At 30.2% G+C, this 19355-nt stretch carries 24 protein-coding genes; 5 read left to right on the top strand and 19 right to left on the bottom strand.

Features of this window, described 5'->3' with window-relative positions; translation table 11 throughout:
- Window positions 1-100 precede the first annotated feature (100 nt).
- From J2Z44_RS09140 to J2Z44_RS09170, 7 genes are all read right to left on the bottom strand, one after another.
- Window positions 101-658, bottom strand: coding sequence for a hemerythrin domain-containing protein (locus tag J2Z44_RS09140; protein ID WP_021283907.1), 558 nt, complete (start codon window positions 656-658; stop codon window positions 101-103).
- 240 nt (window positions 659-898) lie between these two features.
- Window positions 899-1228 carry an SdpI family protein gene (locus J2Z44_RS09145; RefSeq protein WP_021283906.1) on the bottom strand — a complete coding sequence of 110 codons (330 nt, stop codon included), beginning with the start codon at window positions 1226-1228 and terminating at the stop codon, window positions 899-901.
- A 69-nt stretch (window positions 1229-1297) separates the two neighbouring features.
- A complete protein-coding gene (locus J2Z44_RS09150; protein WP_021283905.1) occupies window positions 1298-2257 on the bottom strand; it encodes an SDR family oxidoreductase in 960 nt (319 codons plus the stop codon).
- 21 nt (window positions 2258-2278) lie between these two features.
- A complete protein-coding gene (locus J2Z44_RS09155) occupies window positions 2279-3490 on the bottom strand; it encodes an alpha/beta hydrolase-fold protein (RefSeq protein ID WP_021283904.1) in 1212 nt (403 codons plus the stop codon).
- Between the two features lie 96 nt (window positions 3491-3586).
- Window positions 3587-4345 (bottom strand): sugar phosphate isomerase/epimerase family protein, encoded by a 759-nt coding sequence (locus tag J2Z44_RS09160; RefSeq protein ID WP_021283903.1) that lies wholly within the window; start codon window positions 4343-4345, stop codon window positions 3587-3589.
- 37 nt (window positions 4346-4382) lie between these two features.
- Window positions 4383-4943, bottom strand: a complete 561-nt coding sequence (locus J2Z44_RS09165) for a histidine phosphatase family protein (protein WP_209649510.1) — start codon at window positions 4941-4943, stop codon at window positions 4383-4385.
- A 259-nt stretch (window positions 4944-5202) separates the two neighbouring features.
- The gene (locus J2Z44_RS09170; RefSeq protein ID WP_021283900.1) at window positions 5203-5943 is read right to left on the bottom strand and encodes a hypothetical protein; all 741 of its coding nucleotides are present in this window, start codon (window positions 5941-5943) and stop codon (window positions 5203-5205) included.
- 383 nt (window positions 5944-6326) lie between these two features.
- Between J2Z44_RS09170 and J2Z44_RS09175 the strand changes: the two genes are divergently transcribed.
- Window positions 6327-7244 (top strand): alpha/beta fold hydrolase, encoded by a 918-nt coding sequence (locus tag J2Z44_RS09175; protein WP_021283899.1) that lies wholly within the window; start codon window positions 6327-6329, stop codon window positions 7242-7244.
- Window positions 7245-7354: 110 nt separating this feature from the next.
- The gene (locus tag J2Z44_RS21815) at window positions 7355-7477 is read left to right on the top strand and encodes a hypothetical protein (protein WP_021283898.1); all 123 of its coding nucleotides are present in this window, start codon (window positions 7355-7357) and stop codon (window positions 7475-7477) included.
- A 243-nt stretch (window positions 7478-7720) separates the two neighbouring features.
- Here J2Z44_RS21815 and J2Z44_RS09180 read toward each other — a convergent pair whose 3' ends face one another.
- The 4 genes from J2Z44_RS09180 to J2Z44_RS09195 form a co-directional block, all read right to left on the bottom strand.
- Window positions 7721-8191 carry an NUDIX hydrolase gene (locus tag J2Z44_RS09180; RefSeq protein WP_021283897.1) on the bottom strand — a complete coding sequence of 157 codons (471 nt, stop codon included), beginning with the start codon at window positions 8189-8191 and terminating at the stop codon, window positions 7721-7723.
- A 45-nt stretch (window positions 8192-8236) separates the two neighbouring features.
- Window positions 8237-8725 carry a CPBP family glutamic-type intramembrane protease gene (locus tag J2Z44_RS09185; RefSeq protein ID WP_021283896.1) on the bottom strand — a complete coding sequence of 163 codons (489 nt, stop codon included), beginning with the start codon at window positions 8723-8725 and terminating at the stop codon, window positions 8237-8239.
- A gap of 110 nt (window positions 8726-8835) precedes the next feature.
- Window positions 8836-9660, bottom strand: coding sequence for a GNAT family N-acetyltransferase (locus J2Z44_RS09190; protein WP_021283895.1), 825 nt, complete (start codon window positions 9658-9660; stop codon window positions 8836-8838).
- A gap of 17 nt (window positions 9661-9677) precedes the next feature.
- Entirely contained in the window at window positions 9678-10193 is a 516-nt protein-coding gene (locus tag J2Z44_RS09195; RefSeq protein ID WP_021283894.1) for an NUDIX hydrolase, read from the bottom strand.
- Between the two features lie 145 nt (window positions 10194-10338).
- Here J2Z44_RS09195 and J2Z44_RS09200 point away from each other — a divergent pair, with 145 nt between their 5' ends.
- Window positions 10339-11049, top strand: a complete 711-nt coding sequence (locus J2Z44_RS09200) for a GerMN domain-containing protein (RefSeq protein WP_021283892.1) — start codon at window positions 10339-10341, stop codon at window positions 11047-11049.
- A gap of 139 nt (window positions 11050-11188) precedes the next feature.
- Here the strand turns inward: J2Z44_RS09200 and J2Z44_RS09205 are convergent, their stop codons facing one another.
- Window positions 11189-11707, bottom strand: coding sequence for a DUF6886 family protein (locus J2Z44_RS09205; RefSeq protein WP_209649511.1), 519 nt, complete (start codon window positions 11705-11707; stop codon window positions 11189-11191).
- Between the two features lie 441 nt (window positions 11708-12148).
- Between J2Z44_RS09205 and J2Z44_RS09210 the strand changes: the two genes are divergently transcribed.
- Both J2Z44_RS09210 and J2Z44_RS09215 read left to right on the top strand, forming a co-directional pair.
- Complete coding sequence (locus J2Z44_RS09210) at window positions 12149-12490, top strand: PadR family transcriptional regulator (protein WP_021283889.1); 342 nt, start codon at window positions 12149-12151, stop codon at window positions 12488-12490.
- Window positions 12483-13805, top strand: a complete 1323-nt coding sequence (locus J2Z44_RS09215) for an FtsW/RodA/SpoVE family cell cycle protein (protein ID WP_021283888.1) — start codon at window positions 12483-12485, stop codon at window positions 13803-13805. The genes J2Z44_RS09210 and J2Z44_RS09215 overlap by 8 nt, the downstream gene beginning before the upstream one ends.
- 229 nt (window positions 13806-14034) lie before the next feature.
- Here J2Z44_RS09215 and J2Z44_RS09220 read toward each other — a convergent pair whose 3' ends face one another.
- The 7 genes from J2Z44_RS09220 to J2Z44_RS09250 form a co-directional block, all read right to left on the bottom strand.
- Window positions 14035-14625: an AAA family ATPase gene (locus J2Z44_RS09220; RefSeq protein ID WP_021283887.1), complete on the bottom strand. Its 591-nt coding sequence runs from the start codon at window positions 14623-14625 to the stop codon at window positions 14035-14037.
- Window positions 14626-14646: 21 nt separating this feature from the next.
- A complete protein-coding gene (locus tag J2Z44_RS09225) occupies window positions 14647-15207 on the bottom strand; it encodes a histidine phosphatase family protein (protein WP_021283886.1) in 561 nt (186 codons plus the stop codon).
- Window positions 15208-15223: 16 nt separating this feature from the next.
- Window positions 15224-15727, bottom strand: coding sequence for a zinc metalloprotease (locus J2Z44_RS09230; protein ID WP_021283885.1), 504 nt, complete (start codon window positions 15725-15727; stop codon window positions 15224-15226).
- A gap of 44 nt (window positions 15728-15771) precedes the next feature.
- Window positions 15772-16812 carry a CPBP family intramembrane glutamic endopeptidase gene (locus tag J2Z44_RS09235; RefSeq protein ID WP_021283884.1) on the bottom strand — a complete coding sequence of 347 codons (1041 nt, stop codon included), beginning with the start codon at window positions 16810-16812 and terminating at the stop codon, window positions 15772-15774.
- A 138-nt stretch (window positions 16813-16950) separates the two neighbouring features.
- Window positions 16951-17355: an NUDIX hydrolase gene (locus J2Z44_RS09240; RefSeq protein ID WP_021283883.1), complete on the bottom strand. Its 405-nt coding sequence runs from the start codon at window positions 17353-17355 to the stop codon at window positions 16951-16953.
- On the bottom strand, window positions 17345-18199 hold the full coding sequence (locus tag J2Z44_RS09245; RefSeq protein ID WP_209649512.1) for a TIM barrel protein: 855 nt from the start codon (window positions 18197-18199) through the stop codon (window positions 17345-17347). Before J2Z44_RS09245 ends, J2Z44_RS09240 begins: the two co-directional genes overlap by 11 nt.
- Window positions 18200-18205: 6 nt before the next feature.
- Window positions 18206-19150 carry an apurinic/apyrimidinic endonuclease family protein gene (locus J2Z44_RS09250; protein ID WP_209649513.1) on the bottom strand — a complete coding sequence of 315 codons (945 nt, stop codon included), beginning with the start codon at window positions 19148-19150 and terminating at the stop codon, window positions 18206-18208.
- Between the last annotated feature and the right edge of the window lie 205 nt (window positions 19151-19355).

Consider the following 19355-nt stretch of genomic DNA (forward strand, 5'->3'; position numbering starts at 1 on the left):
ACTAGCCATAAAAATAAGTTCACCCACTTAATAGTGAATGAACTTATTTTTACTAAGCTGCTCTTATATTTATTACTTCAAGAATCAGATTCTTTTAAAATTATAATACATATTTTTTTTCTAGTTCTTCTAATATATTTATATATTTTTGCTGAATATTCTTCTCTTCCATTTCCTTTTCAAAAGCTTCACATTCCATGTCGATAGTGTTTAAGGTATCTCCGCTTAGCTTTCTATTAGCAAAAGTATACACAGTACTATCTTCCTTATCTATATGCCTTGTTAATAAGTGAGTGTAAGAAACTGCATTTGCAATTACATCAACCTTACTTTCGTCATCCCCTGATTTTACTCTTCCTAATGCTTCTTCTAATTCTTTCATATGAAGTCTTCCTAAGTCATGTTCTACAAGCATTCCTAGGTTAACTAATTTCTCAGCGGGACCTCCGATTTCAGTTACCATTCTATTAAAAAGAATTTTCTCCTCTTTTCCATGATGGTGATTATCTGCATAGCTTCTTACAAAGTCAATCATCTTTTCAAAATCCTCATAATCAACTTCTGCACCTTTTAAAATTCCATAGCTTGCTTTTCTTAAAACTACCAGCATTCTTTTAATATATTTATGCTCTTCAACCATTAAATTAATTCCATTCATAGTTACCTCTCCTTTTACCTAAATACTCTTTATTTATATTTTCCATTTAAATTAGTAAAATATTCTTAGACTAACTTCCTTTATAAGCTAATATAAAAATAAATTACTTTTTAAAATTTAATTTATGATTATGTTAACTTAATTATAGAACATACCTAGGTAAAATTCGGTAACTATAGATACGGATTTATGAAATATATAAAAACTATATTAAATTCTCCTATTTCTTCAAATACTAATTTATTTTCTTTTTCCTTGTTTATCAAATATTTTTCTTAAGTACATTTCATCATATAAAATCATTGCTAAAAACCCTAGTATAAAAATTATACCTTGAGTTCCTTCTGTTATACTTGTAAAAACATATTTAGCCATAAGGCCAATTATTATATAAATAATTCCTACTATTATTAATGTAGTAGCTGAAATTCCTTGTGCAACCTCCCAAGTATCTTGATTTTTCATGGCCAGATAGGTTCTATGACCATATATATGATTAATTTTCTTTGGTGGAAAAAGCTTAAATACTGCGCCAACAAGTAAAATAATTAATCCAACACTGTATAACATAACTTAATCCTCACTTTTTATTTTTATATATTATATGCAAGCGTCAACCAAATTCTACCAAATACTAACTCAGTCTATATATTTCATTGAGTTTAATACTGCTTCAATCTTGTTCATTCTAATATCTTTTAATTTAGGCTTGTTTTTGTAATAGTAATTATAAGCTAGCTCCATGCCTTCAGGCAGGGTAAGTTTTGGCATGTATAATCCATGTTCTTCTGCCTTTTTAGTATCTAGTACATAGGTAACATTTCTAAAGGGAAAATACTCTCTTGTATTTATATTTTCTTTTTCCTCATCAACTTCTACAGTATTAACTTTCTTGTTTACTACTCCCATAACAATGTTTACTAGAGTATTCCAAGTTATAATGTCAGTGTGAGTTACATTATATGCTTGTCCTATAGATTTTTCTATTTTTATAGCACTTTCAAATACCTTAACTAAATCACTGATGTGAATAAATTGAGTTTTCTTATTTCCACTTGGTATTGGTACAGCCAAACCCTCACTTATTCTATCAAATAAGTAAGCCTCTCTATACAAATTATTTTCTTCTCCATATATATAAGTAGGTCTAAATATGGTTATAGGAAACTTTTCTATTTCCCACATCTCAAATAGGTAATCCTCAGCTTCCTTTTTATCGTATCCATAACTACTCCAATTATAATTTTCTCCTCGAGTAAAGTCTTCACTAATCGTTTTCTCAGAGGGTATATATACTGCTCCTGAGCTGCAAAACACATATCTTTTTAAGTTATCTCTATTTAAAGCTTTAATTAACTTTTTTACATCATCCTTCACATAGGCTGAAATATCAAAGACATAGTCATAACTTTCATCTGAAAGATTTCTTTCTAAGTCTTCAATTAATTTTCTATCACCTTTTAGGTGTTTTCTAATACCTTCATATTTAATTTCCTTAATCCCTCTTGTGAAAATATCCACAGTATACCCTTTAGATATGAGATGTTTTGCTAAAGAACTGCTTACAAATTCAGTTCCTCCCATAACTAATACTTTCATAAGTATCACTCCTTACTTTATCTATCCAATTAATGAAATTAGTCCATTTGCCAAGGTTTCTCCCCAGGATAAACAATCATGTCCACTATTAAAATATTCAAAATTAACTGTGTATCCTTTTGAGATTAATGCATCTCTTAACTTTATATTTGTACCAATCATACGTTCTTCGTGTTCAAGAACACCTACATTCAAATAAAACTTCAGCGGTAGTTTGTCAATTGATTTAAATTCAGTACTTAGCCAGCAATCCATTTCTGTCCCTTCATAACCTTCTGCCTTGTACCAATACGAGCCTGACTGTGAAAGTACATTACCAAAAACCTCTGAATGTTTTAGCCCTAAATATGTAGCAGTTAAACCACCTAAACTAAATCCTCCAATAATAGCATCTTCTGCCTTATTTGAAATATTATACCTTTCTCTAACCCAAGGAATTAATTCTTTTACTACCACATCTCCAAAAATATCATTACAACGTAATTCCTCTCCTCTAGTTTCAGTTGAGTCTATAAATATTGCAACTATTGGAGGTATTTTTTCATCACTAATTAAATTATCTAGTACTTGTACTGTTGATAGAATATTGATATATTCATCTCCATCAGTTAAAGTTAAAACCTTATACGGTTTATCCTGTTTTTTGTAATCATGAGGTGTGTAAATTCTAATTCTACGTCCATCTTTAAAGTTTTTACTTTGAAATTCATATTCATGTAAGGTTCCCTTTAGAGTATTGCTTCTTTCCTTTACCCAAAAATGTTCCTCAGCTTTTGGCATTATGGCATAAGAATCTATTTTATCCCATTCCCCATTCTTACCTTTATAAACTAGTTTGTTTTTATTAAATTGGTCGTTTTCTAGCTTATCCCATCTCTCTGTAGAATTAGGATCAAGAGAATCATTAACAGAAAAAAAGTAACTAAACCTTATATCATTTTTTATTTTATAACTGGCATGCCATAAATTTGTTTTAAGTAGTCTTTCCATTTTGTTTTCAAGAAAGTTCATCCTTCCAACGGGAGGCATAAATACTACATTTTCAACCTCTTCATCCGCCTTGAAAACAAAAGTTACCAAAGCATTTTCAGAATCACCTTCTATATTCTCAATAATTGGAGTACCTTTATCTTTAAGCTTGTCCCAAAACGCCTGAAGAGCTTCCCTATTTCCTTGATTAATTTTATCTTCTAACTCTATGATTGTCTTACTTTTTGATAACACTCTTCCCATGACCGTTCCCCCTCATACTATATTTTTATACGTTGTCTTTTCCCATGACTTTAAACTCTCCTATTCCTTTACCAACTAGTTAATAATAGCATTTATCTAAATAAACCTATTTTTAGATAAAAACAATATAGATTCTTCTGTTTCTTCTAATTTAGTTTCTAATGACCATTTTGCATCTGGTGCATATGTTTCAAGCAATTCTAAAGTTTTTAAAATATTAATATCTCCATTACACAAACCATAGTGATTATCCGAAATACCATAATTATTATGTAAGTGTACATATTTAATCTCTTTATTTAAGCCTTTAATCCATTGTTCTATTGCTATTGACGAATTTACATTAGCGTGGCCTATATCAAGACAAGCAGAAAACCTAGGATTGTCTACCGCTTTTATTAGTTCCGCCATAAGATTCCATTGATCTTCACACACATTCTCAATATGTAGTTCTATATCATCACCGATATCTTTTAAATAATCCTTCCAAAATTCTGTTGAAGTATCTAGCCACTGTTTAGGGAAAAATGCCTTTGGCACATATCCTGCATGAAATATCAAGTGCTTAGCTTTAATACTCCTAGCAGTGTAGTAAGCATCCAAAAATCTACTTTTCACTACTTCAACTATTTTTGGATCTCTGCTTCCTGTAAATAAATCAACAAAAGGTCCGTGTAAAGATACTTGCTCTATACCTTCTAACTTACATCTTACAGTTTCAAGCTTTCTATTATAATCACCTATAGAGTATGGCTGAATAAAACTCTGGACTTCAAACCCTAACCCCATATCCTTAGCCAGCTTGAGAATTTTCTCTGACTCATCTTTTATAGTAGAAACATAAACCTCTTTCAACCAATCACCCCCTCAGAAACTTCCATTTAGTTTATCACTAATTCTCAATCCATCCACTCCATTTATAGTCTTTATGAAAATCTACTTCCACAATTCCACAGTATGGTATTGTAGGTTGAAATTTAAATTGTCTCATCACAACTCCATGAGTTACTACGATTATCTTGTCATAATCTAAATATTTTTCTAAAGCTTTAAAGGCTCTGCCTGCTACTGTGCTAAGCTTTTCCCATCCTTTTGAATCTTTCTCATCATACTCTCCCTTACAAAGGGTACATTCTCGTGCAGCTTGTTGAACTACTTCATCATTAACGTAATTATAAGTTAAATCTGGCAACCATTCATGAATATCAAGTTCAATGCTTATATCTAGTGAAGTCTCTTTGGATATAATTGCAGCTGTTTGCAAAGCTCTTGTATAAGGTGAAGACACAATAATGCTTGCGCCTTTTAATCTCTCATCTTTAGCCACAGCCTTTGCTTGTTCTATGCCTGCTGGTGTAAGGTGTCCTAAGTCTCTTCCATGTCCTTTAAAATTTCTTTCTGTTACATCACTGTAGTCTGGCTCCCCATGCCTTATAAGTATAAGTTTTGTCATAATACTCCCCCCAATTTATATAATTTTCTTATGCTCCTACTATTTTTTAGATTTAAAATCTTGAATTCCAATTATATACTTTAATTGTATTATAAGTCATACTTCTGCATAAAACTATAAAATACTACCAAAAGCCAATATTTATCACTATGAACTATCAAGCCATGCATGATACAAAAACTATTAAGCTGTTTATGCACGGCTATAGTATTACTAAGGAACTTTATTCATTTTGTAACATCGCATTTATCATTTGTTGTTAAAGTTCCTGAGCCTGTTGTCTAAAATGTTGAATAAATTTATTTCTGTCTTTCTTATAAAAATCCCTATAATCCTCATCAACAATATTGGGAATTTTATAAGCTCTAACAAATTCCTTACAAATTTCATATCCTGCTTTCTTAGTAACTGCAAAAAATATTATTAACTCATCTTCAAAATAAAGTACAATTCTATGTCCACTTTTTTTCCAATATTTATGTTTCACTATATAATCTGAAATTTTCAAAGGGTTATATTCTATCATTACTAATTTTTTAGCGTTATAAATATCAAACTCAGTATTCATTGGCGCATCATTACTTATAATATAAGAGTTTGTTAATAAAAAAGCAGAAGGTCCCCCATTGCTTATAACACTATTTGTTGCTTCACTTTTTACGCTTAATTCAAAAGCTAGAAAATCAGCCTCATTATTAAGATTAAATCTTTCTTCTATATTCTTATAAGCTTTAATCTTATGTAAATTACTAGCATAGGATAACGCCTTAATTATTCTATAAATGATATACAGTAAAAACGGCACAAAAAATACTCCAAGTATCCTTATGATTACAATACCATCTTCAGGAGAATTTTTATAAGTAAAATACGCAAAAAATCCCATAATACCACTAACTAAAAGTATAATTAATGATAATCTAAGTGCTACTTTTTTATTATAATTTCTTAAATTTTCACTTATAGTCTCCTCTTGTAAGTTCATAACTAATTTCTTCATCTCATTCCCTCCATACCCTAAATTTTTTTCTAAAAAACAAATTCAATCATATACTTCATATAAAGATTTTCATAAATCTTTAACTTTACAAACCCCTCTCAAGTAATTAATTAGAAGCATATATCCATGGCTATGGTATATTAATTGAAGTTATTTATTTACATACTAATTTTATTATTTTAGTAATTTAAAGTCAATATTTCCATATTTTACTTAGAGTCCCTAAATATAAACTTAAACCTTAGTCATCCTATTACCCACAATATTCCAAACTTTTAAAATACTGATATTTCATATATAATTACATGTATATACTATAGGTATAAGGGGAAGGGGTGAGTATTTAGGTCAACTATACTTCATATTTGACCTAAAAATATGTTATGAATACAAAAATTATAGATATTGAAACTTCAAGTATAGAGCTATGCACTATAGGCGATAATGGTCCCGTAGTAGTCTTGGAAACTGGAATGGGCTGCTCTTTTTATGAATGGAGTAATATTGCTTATGAAATATCCAAAGTAGCAAGAGTTATTTTGTGCCATAGAGAAGGCTATGGAAACAGTGCTTTAACTACTAATAAGTGTACAAGCTTAAGAATTGCTAAAAATTTAAAGCTAGTATTAGAAAAAGAAAATATAACTGAACCTATAATATTAGTGGGTCATTCTTTTGGTGGCATGTGTGCTTTACATTTCACTAAGTTATTTCCAGCCTATGTTTCTGGCTTAGTTTTAGTTGATTCAAGTCCAATAGAAATGTATAAAGTAGAAGAACTAAAAAGATCTCTGCCTTCTATTCAATCTACCTACCCTACTGTTAAGGCTTTAGAAAGAATGAGGCATATGGGAAGTATGAGTGAGGAACAAATCATTGAAGAAGTTAATCCTAAATTAGCACCCTGGCAACTCAAATTTCCAGCGACTATACAGGATAAAATAAAAGACTTTATTCGTAAATCTGATTTGTACAAAGCAACTGCCTCCGAGCTTGAAAATATGATTGCAAGTGGAAAAGAAATTGAGGATTTAGGTTCTATGGACTTAGGTATTCCGTTAAAAGTTTTAGGAAGAGATGGAAAACTTGAAATAAATAACTTAATTAATGCTGGAATAACCGAAAGCGAAGCTACAACTTTTGAAAATTTATTGCAAGAATTAAATAAATCCAAAGCATTATATAGCTCTAAAGGAGAGTTTACTTTAGTAAATGGTACAGGTCATAATATCCATCAATATTGTCCAGAAATAATAGTAGAAAAAGTTCTTGAAGTAGTAAATCAAATTAATAAGCAATAACCCTACTAGTTTAACCAATTATATACCTACTAATGTAGTTAGAGCTTTGAATTTAAAGTCATTTCAATAGCTAACCAATTATCAGTATAAGAAAATATGGAGATGATAATATGGAACTCAGCTTAGAAAAAATTAAAAATATGTTAGAAATTGAGAAACTTATTTACTTTGGAACAACAAAAGGTAAATATCCAGATAATTCTGCCATTTGCTTTGCATATGATGAGCGTTAATTATATGACATCCATGTATTTTTCCAGTGATAATTTAATTTATCCATTCTTAAACTTCTTAAGAGAATCAATGTAAATATAATGTATAAGTTAAGTTGAGACTTTGGTTCTTAAAATTTAAAAAGCTATCTCACAATGCTTGTCCATGCATTATGAGATAGCTTTTTATTGTATCTTTATAAAATAGTAATTTTGATACTCTTCAAGTTATATCAATATCAGTTTTATTTCATTATCATGCCTTTACTCTTCAAAGTCTATAATGCTCTCAATAGTAGTAGGCAGATTTCCTAGTCTATTTTTTATAAAGGTAGGATAAAAAGGTTCTTTTTTTATTTCATCTATTTTAACCCATTTAAACTCAAAGGTTTTATCATTTTCTGATACTAAAAATACATCTTCTTTAGTAATTGATTCCTTATCTTCACAATTAATTAGATAATAAAAACAAACTTCATGGTATTTGCTATCATCGCTTCCAAAAAAGCTTTGACATACCCATAGTAATCCTTCAATTTCAACCTGAAGTCCTAACTCTTCTTCCATCTCCCTTATAATAGTAGTTTCAGTATCTTCAAGGATTTCTACTCTTCCCCCAGGTAATGCATAAAAATCGTCATTTATTCTACGATGAATGAGTACTTTATTATCATGAAATAAAATTCCTGCAGTTCTAAAATTAAAAATCCCTTTTTCAGTTTTAAAATTAATCATCTTTTCCCTCCATTCAATTTCTTTAATTCTTACCTGAGTTAAAACTTAAATTAAGTTAAATGATAATGTAATTAGATTACTTAAAGCATGTATTGTTGCTACAATTAGATATGGATGATACTTCTTATCATCATAAATAATAAAAGTATATGCATAAATTATTCCGGGGAAAATCATAAATAACATATATATTGGACTATATCTATGTTCAAGTATAAAAGCAACCGCAGATATTAGCATTAGAACTTTTTTATTCTTTACTTTGAAAAAAATCTGAAGAACTCTTATAGTCCCTAATTGAAATATAAGGGTTTCAATTAAGGGAACTATAGTTACTCCGGTTAAAAACATGCCAAAATCCAGTGTACTATTTTCAAGTGGCCCACCTACTGCACCAATACTTTTAATATATATAATATATATTGGCCCCATGAGTAAATTAAATAAAACTTCCATAATGAGTATAGTAATAATAAATTTAACTGGTGTTAATCCTTTAAGGTAATTGTGTAATCTTATTATATTATTTTTCATTGGTATCCCCCTGATGCCTTTAAAATATATCTTATTGGCTTTCTTTTTTAAACAATATTATATAACATCTCCCTACATTGTAAACTATATTTTTTTGCTAAGACTTCCGCCTAAGTAAGAAACTCAAAGGCATATTTCCCTTTTTCTTCAAACCCCATAGCTTCATAAGTGTTTCTAGCTGCCATATTTGTCTGCCATGTTTCTAATACTGGTATCTTATTTTCTTTAATAGCAATTTCAATCATACGCCCAATCAATTCCTTGCCAAAGCCCCTATTTCTGTAGCTTTCATCTATATAAACACTTGTGATTTCTGCATAATTCTTTGTTTTACCTATAAATCTTGCCATTCCTATGGCTTTACCTTCATATTCTAGAAGATAAACACCTGACTTCATTTTTGGAAGTATTTTTTTATCATCAGTAATACTTCTTACTTCCTCTTCTGTTTCCGCCTCTAAAAAAGCTGCTGTAAACTTTTTAACCTTTTCTATATCCTGTTTGTTTAATGCTGCCAGTCTAATTTTAGTTCTATAATTTTTAGAAATTCCTTTGCATTTTCCAACATTTAATTTGTAGAATATATTCTCTTCTGGCTGTCTTTTATCTCCTAGCAGGTAAAGTAAAGCTGAGACTTTTTCTAATGTCCCTGCAAGTAGTATTTTTTTATAGTTTAGACCTTTAATTTCCTCTGCAATGGCTTTTAAGCCTTGTTCTGTACTATAATGAAAACTTGTGAAATCAGAATTTCCATCATTTTTTATATGAAGAATACCTATTATTTCTTTACTATCTTCACTTATAAATAGCTCTCCTAAGTTTTCAGAGTTATTTTCGATGAGTTCAATTAATATTGAATTATACATTTCATCTTTGTATAGATAATCTAATATACCTTGTTTAATTTCATTGGTTAATTGACTTATTTTTCTCATACCCTATCCTCATCTTTCTAACCCTTTATTTTTCTTAGTTCTTTTAGGGCTAAAGTATCTCTATCCACCCAAGGGTTTCTGTCATTAAAATCCTTTTTAAGGATTTCTTCATTTATTTTTATTGCTTCATCAATAAACAGCCATATAGGCTGAAAATCTAAATCTGCCTCGTAATCATCTAAGGTTTGAGCTGTCTTAATGTTAGACACCTCACATAAATAATAATGAGAAGTCATTTCAAACATTGAAGCTTCATCAAAGTCATCAATTTTTCTCTCAACCATTACTCCCATTTTCCCCAGTACATTACTAACTGTATATCCTGTCTCTTCACAAACTTCTCTCATTAAAGCTTCCTCAAAGGCTTCTTCCTTATTTACTCCTCCTCCTGGAAACTTATAATCACCTTTATTGGTATGTACCATCAAAATTTTGTTATCTTTGAAAATGATTGCTCTAACTGCTTGTCTATAATTAACCTTCCTGCTTTCCATATGTTCTTTTTCAAGTCCTAATTCATAGTTAAAAATCATAATTAAACTCCTCCTCTTCAAATATTTCCCCAATAACCTTGTATTTCATGATACCTTCCTTAATTACTTTATAAAACTTGGTCAACCTATGCTCCCATTGTAATATAATAAATATATAAATATTAAAAATTAGGAGAGGTTATAGTTGAAAAAATATTTTATTATCCTCACGGTGCTATTACTTTTCACTTTTCTTTTAAATGGCTGCAAAAGCAATACACAGGTGAAAAATGAAAATAACAACAATATAAATCTTAATAACAAAAATGATAACACTCAAGGTTCTAATAACCAGAATACTAATAACTCAACTAATAATAATTCAAACTCTGCCAAACCCGGCAGTACTGAACAAGAAAAACCTGCAGTTGAAAAACCAAATGAGCAAAAGCCAGGTAGTGTATCCCCTAATGAAAATAAACCTTCAATAAAAGATACTAATTGCAGATTGTATTTCTTCAATACAAAGGAACTTGCAATGTATTATGTAGATACTACTATTCCAGTAGAAGATAATGCCATAATTAAAGCTCTAACAAAAGAACTACAGAATCAAAATTATAGTAAGGACTTTTTAACCCTAACAAATAAAGTTCAAATTAAATCTGCAAAAGTAGATAAAGATAAAAAACTTCTCACAGTAGTATTTTCAGACTCTTACGTTAACCATATGACTTTAGGAAATGCTACTGAAAGTGGTATGCTTGCCACATTGCTCTCCACCTATGGCTATAACTTAGGAGTAGATAAAGTTGCTATATATTTTAATGATGAACTTTATACTAGTTTAAGAGGGGAGTTACCTGAAGGTTATTTTAAGGTTAACTATGATGATGCAAAGAAATTTGTTAAGTAAAATTCATAATTCTAATGCCCTCTAGGCATTTTACCATGGTGTAAAATTATGAAATCCATATATAAATAAAACATTATTATAAAGCTCTATAACTAGCTAATTATATGTAACTTTCTATAATGCTGCTCCATTTACACTACTATGGTGGAGTAGCATTTTTCATTCTACACATTGACCAATTTAAAGAAGACTTTTGAATTTCACTGCTTAAATGCCATAAATTATCTACTATTCTTAGCTCTACATTTCTCTTAAATAGCTCTGCAAAAATATCCTTTATAATAACCTGATTAATTGGAGTTTCTACTTCCTCACTTACGTAATATCCTGCAATTTCATCTTGAAGGTAAAACTTTGAAGGGTTAAATTCATACAAATACAAGGTTGTATTCTTCATAACTTCAAACCATTTATATTCTATTGCTATAACATGATTACAAGACTTTGAGGAAAAGTACTTGTCCTTATCCTCACTAGTTGATAAAGAACCTAACTGATAGGCAACTCTTGGACAATCCCTAGGGGTTAAAAAATTTGGTAAACACCTTTCATTAATTGCCCATACAAGCCCTTTTCTCTTATCTAAATCATCTCTATAGGGTATTCTTGGCTGGAATATTTTAATATTACTTTCCTCACTTACATGAAATAATCTCACTTTACTCACCTACTTTTTTATTTTAATTTTATTACTTTTATATTTTACCATAAAGTTACTGTAACAATATACCATAAAATCCTTTAATAGTGATTTTAATATACTCTAAAACTCACTTTGGCTTATCCATTTACTAGTAGTTTCTTTTAATGCTATTAAATGCAATTCTTTATATATCTTAAAATCTATATTACGAATCTATTAATTAACCATTTGAAAATAAATAACAATTCGAAGACGTGACAGATATTTTCCAGCTAAACAAGGAAACAGCTTCCTTAGGTAGTAGTACTTTCTAAGGACCCATATAAGGCCTTGCAACAGAAAATAAACAAATATAATGACTTATTTAATTATTGCATTGACATATGGAAAAAATCGGCTTAAAATTATACATAGATTAACTAGGCATAGTATAACTAGGTATAAAGGAGGATGTGTATGAAAGTCAATAAAGAATTACTTAAAGGTAGTACTACAACTTTGGTTTTAAGCTTATTAAATAGTCGACCTATGTATGGCTACGAGATTATTAAAGTAATTGAATTAAAATCTAATGGCATTTTTAGCTTTAAGGAAGGCACTCTTTATCCTATACTCCATAGCTTAGAAGGAGATGGAATGATTGAGTCTTCTTGGAACGAAAGCGAAGAAGGACGTAAAAGAAAATACTACAAACTCACTGAAAAAGGTAAGCTTCACATGGAGAGCAAAAAAGAAGAGTGGTCCATATTTCGTAAAGCAGTAGATGAAATCTTATGGGAGGATATTTCTTATGTCTAGAGAAAATAATAAAATACAAGAATATATCTCTAGTGTATGTAGCCTTATAAAAAATAAGGATGTGCATTATGATATTAGTCTTGAACTAAAAGACCATATTGAAACTTTGATAGAAGAATATATACATGGTGGTTTATCTGAAGATGTTGCAATTGAAAAAGCTATATGTCATATGGGTGATCCGAAGATTACTGGAAAACAGTTAGATAAAACTCATAAAGCAAAGGTTAGTTGGGGTGTAATAACTCCTTTAATTGCTATTTCTGTATTTGGATTTATAACCATGTATTTTATCCAATCCAATGGTTCTATTTTGCAAGGTAGCTATACAAGAATCCTTCAAAAAAATATTATATTTTATGCCCTTGGTATAGCTTTTGCTATAGGCTTATATTTCTTTGATTATAGAAAACTTTTGCCTTACTCAAAACTCATTTATGTGATTTCAATCCTTGCTCTAATCCTTCAACTCTTTGCTGGAGTATTTGTAAATGGTCGACCATACTTTAGTTTAGGGTTTTTAACTATTGATTTTGTGCCTATTTGCTCAGTTTTATTGTTAATTTCACTATCAGGTATGTTTAAGGATTGGAACTGGAAAAATCCCTATAAGTTTTTATTAGCCTTAGGAATTATCCTTGTGCCTGAACTACTTATACTATTCACTAAATCTGCCCGTGTTTACGTTTATATTCTAGGATGCACAACTTTAATGATTATTTCAAGAGCTAAAATACATGAAGTTGTTTCTTACATTGGAATACACCTTATATGCTTTTGGATATTAATTTCATCAGAACCCTATGGCGTTAATAGTTTTTCTATATTTTTAGATCCTAGTAGAGATCCAAATGGAGCTGGCTGGCAATATATACAACTAAAAAACCTTTTATCTTTATCCGGAATTTTAGGGAATAGCCAAAATATTCAACCCAAAACCATTCCTGAGCTTCATACTAATTTCATTTTTACTTATATTATTTACACCTTTGGATGGATTGCAGCTTTTGCTTTGATTTTAGTGATAATTACTCTAGTTTTAAAAATGATAAAGGTGGCAAAAGTCACAAAAAATTCTTATGGAAGACTATTACTTTCAGGACTTATTTCTCTAATAGCAACTGAATTTATTCTTAATATTGCTATGAATTTAGGGTTTACACCTATTTTGGGATTAGGTCTTCCTTTTATAAGCTTTGGTGGTTCCCAAATGATTATGAACATGATTATTATTGGGTTAATCCTAAGTGTCTATAAAAGAAAAGATATAGTTCATAATAATTTTGGTACAAGTAATTGCTCTAAAACAGTTTAATCATATTTTACTTCTGTATTACTTGATATATAGATTTAAATATTGTTTCTGCATTATAAGGTAATTATAAGCAACTTATATTAACCAGAATTCAAAGTACAACTAGCTATATTTATACAGTATCTTTATTACATTCTGTATATAATTTAAGCGCCCCTGTAGGATGTATTAATTTTACACATTCTACAGGGGTATTTAATCCTATTAGTTTGTTCTGTCATTCCAGCATCTAACCTCTTATATGTTTCAATTTTACTATGATTCGGTGCCATGCTTTTGCAATTTTACCTCTATTATCAGGAAGCAATTCTAAATTTGCTAAAGAGGCTATTTTCTCAACTACTTCCTCAATAGATAAGTTATCCGTATGAATGTGCTCCTTAAATAAGTCTTTTGAAAGGCCTTCTATACACCTGTCTATTTGCTTCGCAGCCCAAGAGTCTTTCCCCTCTGCCCTACTTTTTAATCTTTTAAGTAAGGTTTCTTTTGAAGCCCATAAAACAAAATGCTTTACTTCAATATTATCTACTCTTAATTTCTCAACAATATCTTTAAAATACTTTTGATTTACCACAGTCATCGGCACAATTATTGTTCCTTTGTAGTTATCATTAATATATTTCAGCATAGAAAAATTAAACTCTCTCCACATTTCAAAGTCTTGAAAATCATCTTTCTCTAGTCCACTTGGAATATTCTTTCTAATAAAGAAACCCACATTTTCTGGATCATACACATAAGAATTAGGAATTCTTCTGTGAAGCTCAAATGCAGTTTGAGTTTTTCCTGAGCCAAAAGCTCCATTTATCCAAACTATCATTTTATCTCTCCTTTAATATGATTAATCTTCTTTCCAGATTCTTTGAACTTTGATTAATTTTTCTCCATCAAAGCTTAGTTTATATATGTCAGGCATTTTAAGCGTAGTCCAAAAATCGTAATCATAGCTGCTATTAAAATAGTTCATTATCAAAACCATTATATTTCCATGGGTCCCAATTGCAATATTCTTTCCACTATATTTTCTTAAAATCCTTAAAATAGCTTTAGCTCCTCTTGATTGGGCTTCTAAACCAGACTCTCCACCTTCAAAAATGAAGGTAAAATCCTGCCAAACTCTTATTATAGAGTTTTCAAAATCCTCTACGGGATTTTCTGATAACTTTCGTTCTCTAAAGGCTTCCTCTATTTGAATATCTAAGTTTAAAGTTTTGGTTAACCCCTCTACAGTCTGTATTGCTCTTTTGTACGGACTAGCTATAATAAGATTAATGTTTTCCTCTAATAGTAAAGCTGCTACTTTTTCAGCCGCTTCAAACCCTTTGCTAGACAGTGGTCTATTTAACTCATCTGGCGTGTAAGCTGAATGAGCATGGCGAACTAAATATATATTAGTAATCATTTTATCACCTACTATCTTAATTAGTTGGTTCAGCTTTTTCTTTCAAAATTGCTAGAGCCTTATACCCATCACTTGTAACTCCACCATATGCACCCCACCAGCTTGGATATTTAATTGGAATTACAGTAACAATAAACTGAAATAAATTATAATAAGCTATAAGGGTAAATAGATTATTATAAATTGTATTTGACATCTTTCCTGCTATTAAAAGTGAACCCATGCCTACCATTAAAGATATCAATGGTCCACCTAAAGTTGATAGAAATTTTCCTATCCTTGTTAGTTTATCTCCATTCCAAAGAGCAAATCCTGTAAATGGATGAAAACCTCTAAATACCACTTGAAGCCCTCCAATTTTAAAGTTTCTTTTACTATTACCTACCCCAAGGTAAATTGTAACTTTATCCTTACTAAAAATTCTTGCAGGCACAGCATGTCCTAACTCATGAATGATTGTGGTTAGCTGAAATACTATGACAAATGCACATATATTAGCAACCATTTGTATGATTTCCATATTAATTCTCCCCATTAATTAATCTAGTTTTATTATAAGTAATATTATTCGTTAATACTTATTGAATTTCCCATTTTATTTTCATGAACTTTCCCTCTATATACTTTAGTAAAAATGAAAGGTAAAAATACAATAGCACTTGCTGCTAATCCTACCATTAAGTCCAATGGTAAAATAACCTGGGTATCACCACCATTGCCAGCATTAGCTGCCAAAATGTTGTTAATTAAGTGTATAATTATTACTGACCAAAGATTTTCTGTTTTCATATATGCATACCCCAGGAATATTCCCAGTAATATGCAATAAAACACATGACCTATCACACAGAGTATAGGAGTCTCTGGACTATATAACCTAAAACAAAGAGGTAAATGCCATATTCCCCAAATAAAGCCTAGTATAATAACCCCACTCTTCTTTCCAAAGAGAATTTGAAGCCTTATTTGTAAATATTCCCGCCAACCTAATTCTTCACCAAAAAATGTTATGTAAGATATGGCAATTCCAAAAGGAATACTAACTATGTTTAATATAATTTTAGGAACAAGTTCACTTATGGTTTCCCCTAATCCACCATAAATAATTACACCAGATATAACAACTATTATTTTAAGGCCAATAAATAACAAGCCTAATAAAGTCACTTTATTAAAATTCTTTGTAAAAACCATATTTACTTTCTCATATGCATCAGGATCTCCACTACAAATCATAATAAAGGTGGTTAAACTAGCTACAACAGTTAATCCGCCTAGTATGCTTGATACCTTAGTAGGAAAAACAAAAACTCCAAATGCAAAAACCCCCATAAACAAACCAAATATACCAATATAAATTTTGAAAAATCTCATTAACTCCTTAGGTATATTATCTTTTTCATAGCGAATCCGTACCATTATAGCTGCTAAAGCTGGATACAACATTTGTAGTAATCCGAAAGTGTCAGCTTTTATCCCAATATTAGTCTTTAGTGCAAAAAACATAACTACTCCCATGAGAAATGTAATTACAAAAGTAATCATCAAAAACATAGTAACTTCTTTTTTAATTTTATCTAATCTCATATTCATAAACCCTTTCATAGATAACCCTTTATATAGCTTTTACTGTTAGCTTCTATACTGTGAACTATCTACATTCTCACAAAATCATAAAGAAGGCAAAATAAGCTAAGAGTCACTACTAATCTATATCTTAGTTTATCTAGCCTTTTATATATTTTAAAAAACTCTGCTAACAACATTCCCTTTGAAATTTATGGAATCTTCAACTCTCAGTCTTTGAACTTCACTAAGCTCAGCTGTGTCTTCCCATTTGTATTCTGAATGCTCACTACTTAATTTTATAGCAGCTTCTTTTGGTAGTTCACAGTTAAAAATTCCTACTTGGGAATTAAAGCTTTTATGATAATATAATCCAGTAAAAGCTTTTACTATTATATCTATTCCTAATTCTTCCTTACATTCACGTATAATTGCTTGGTGTATTGTCTCCCCTGGCTCAACGCCACCTCCTGGAAGCCCCCATCGCTTATCACTATAAGTTTGCTTTAGCAGCAGAACTTTCCCTTCACTATTTGTAATTACAGCATGCACACTAAATCTGTAAAAATCATTAAATCCCATTACAACTTCCCCCTAAATCATAAAAATCATTACTGATAATTTTACCTACCCATCCTATGCCTTCCTCAACGTATTCCCTGCTAGGATTAGTTTCTGGAGTATGCTCAAAAATAAAGGTCACATCTTTGCATTGTGCTAAAAATTTGATTATTTCTTCAACCTTATGACTTTTTTCATCATTCTCTTGTGACGGATGTACTGGTGTCCAAATATAATCCTGTTCTTCATAGTAAATATTATGTAAGTGAGCCTCTACTATAAACTCTTTCCATTTTTCTAAGTAATCTAAAACTCTATCACTGGTAGCAATAATATAATCCCCAATATCTATGCATAATTTTATATTATATTTTTTCCATATATCTATAGGAAATCTTTGAAGATAATTAATTCCAGCACTAGACTTGTTTAGCCCTAACTTAGGCTCACAGACTAGCATAATTTCATACTTATCCTGAATACACTTTATTTTTTTTAACCCTTCTTCGATTAACGCATCTGTATTAACTTCCACATCTTCCTTAAAGTAAGGAAAATGAACTAAAATATATTCTGCTCCTAAGGCTGATAGTTTTTCCGCTTCAGCTTCAATCATGTCCCAAGCTTCACTTGGTTCATACCTTAGTTTTTCAATTAAATCATATTTGCTTCCACTTCGTAATAGCGGGGAGTGAATACCAAAGGTGCAACCTTTTTCATTACTAAGCTTTAAGAACTTACTGAAATCCTCTTCCTCTGAAAATTCACCAATTTCTATATGTTTAATTCCCTTCATAAATAATTGTGAATATAACTCTGGGTTAGAATAAATTATACTCCCTGACATCCCTACTCTATTTGCCATGACTTTCTACTCACTCCCAACTTCCAATTCATTTACAAGTTCATTAACCCATGTATAGCACTCTTCAAGCTCTTCATCACTTATTGAATTAGATTTATGTTCAAATAAAACCTTATAACTATCATTCACACTATTTAAAGCTACAAAATATTTAGTCATATCTCCCCAACCTTCTTCTATCTTAAGCGAAGGTAATGCTGGATAGTGGCCATTTGAATCTACTTTAGCATTCCAAAGATGAACTAAGTGTGCATATTTTCCAAACCTTTTAATTACTTCTATACCATCAAAATTTTTGTCTATGCAATCCTGTATATGTATTCTTCCAAAATCCAAGCATAATTTTATATTAGAGTACTCCTCTAATGATTCTTCCAGAAGTTTAGTTTCATAAATAAACTTATTTAATCCATCTAGCTCTAAAACCGGAGTAAAATTATATCTTTTCCCTTGTTCACATAAAAACCTAAAAAAGACTTTAGTTTTTTCTTCAAAAAATTCATAGTCTATTTCCGATTCATAGTAGTATTCAGTTTTATCATAAAATCTCCAAGATGACCAATCTACTTCATCATCTAAAATAACAGGCTTTGGATAATGAAGTAAGATATAATCAGGCTTAAATTCATGTGACCTTTTAAATTCCTCTTCCATATAACTTATGGATTCTTCATAAGTTATAATGTCTTTAGAAAGGTATTGTGGATCTCTTGCTCTCCATTGATTTTTTAACAATGGAAAATGAATACCCATTTTTAAATTTCTTTTATCTATATTTTCCGCAAGTATCTGAAGTTCTTCTAAGGATTCCATCTGAGTAGCTTCAATTCCATAGAAACCTTCTCTAAAGTCCCTTTCTTGCTTATGTACATCAAACTTCTCAAACTGTCCAATTAAAAACCTATTATTATATTTTAATTCACTATTTTTCATTATTTCATCTATTCCCATAGTTTATTCCCCTTTAAATTTATAAGTAAAGACTTTTCAATTTATTAACTAATAATAATTAGTGTTTTTCCTAGCTATTCTCATTTTTAAATCCCCCAAAATAGTTAGGCCACTTGTATTAATATTACAATTGTAACATTTTATTCAATACAATGCACCTTTTAGGTTTATTGTTATTTTAGAGTAAGTGCATCGCTTCCTAAAT

Origin of the sequence: Clostridium punense (assembly GCF_017874425.1) — a bacterium.
Classification (GTDB): domain Bacteria; phylum Bacillota; class Clostridia; order Clostridiales; family Clostridiaceae; genus Clostridium_J; species Clostridium_J punense.